General features: G+C 47.5%; 2 tRNA genes. Both read right to left on the reverse strand.

Going from position 1 to position 219, the window contains the following annotated elements:
* Positions 1-41 precede the first annotated feature (41 nt).
* A tRNA-Ala gene (locus FD26_RS10815) sits at positions 42-114 on the reverse strand.
* 25 nt (positions 115-139) lie between these two features.
* Positions 140-214 (reverse strand) — tRNA-Ile (locus FD26_RS10820).
* Positions 215-219: the final 5 nt, after the last annotated feature.

Below are 219 nucleotides of genomic sequence, written 5' to 3' on the forward strand. Positions count from 1 at the left end.
AATATCCAGTTTTCAAGGTACGAGTTTGACATCTCTGTCAATGGAGGTTAACGGGATCGAACCGATGACCTCCTGCTTGCAAAGCAGGTGCTCTCCCAGCTGAGCTAAACCCCCATGGTACTATTAAATTTTCTGAGAATGGGCCTAAATGGACTTGAACCATCGACCTCACGCTTATCAGGCGTGCGCTCTAAACCAGCTGAGCTATAGGCCCAAATA

It is taken from the genome of Companilactobacillus crustorum JCM 15951 (assembly GCF_001434585.1).
Lineage (GTDB): Bacteria > Bacillota > Bacilli > Lactobacillales > Lactobacillaceae > Companilactobacillus > Companilactobacillus crustorum.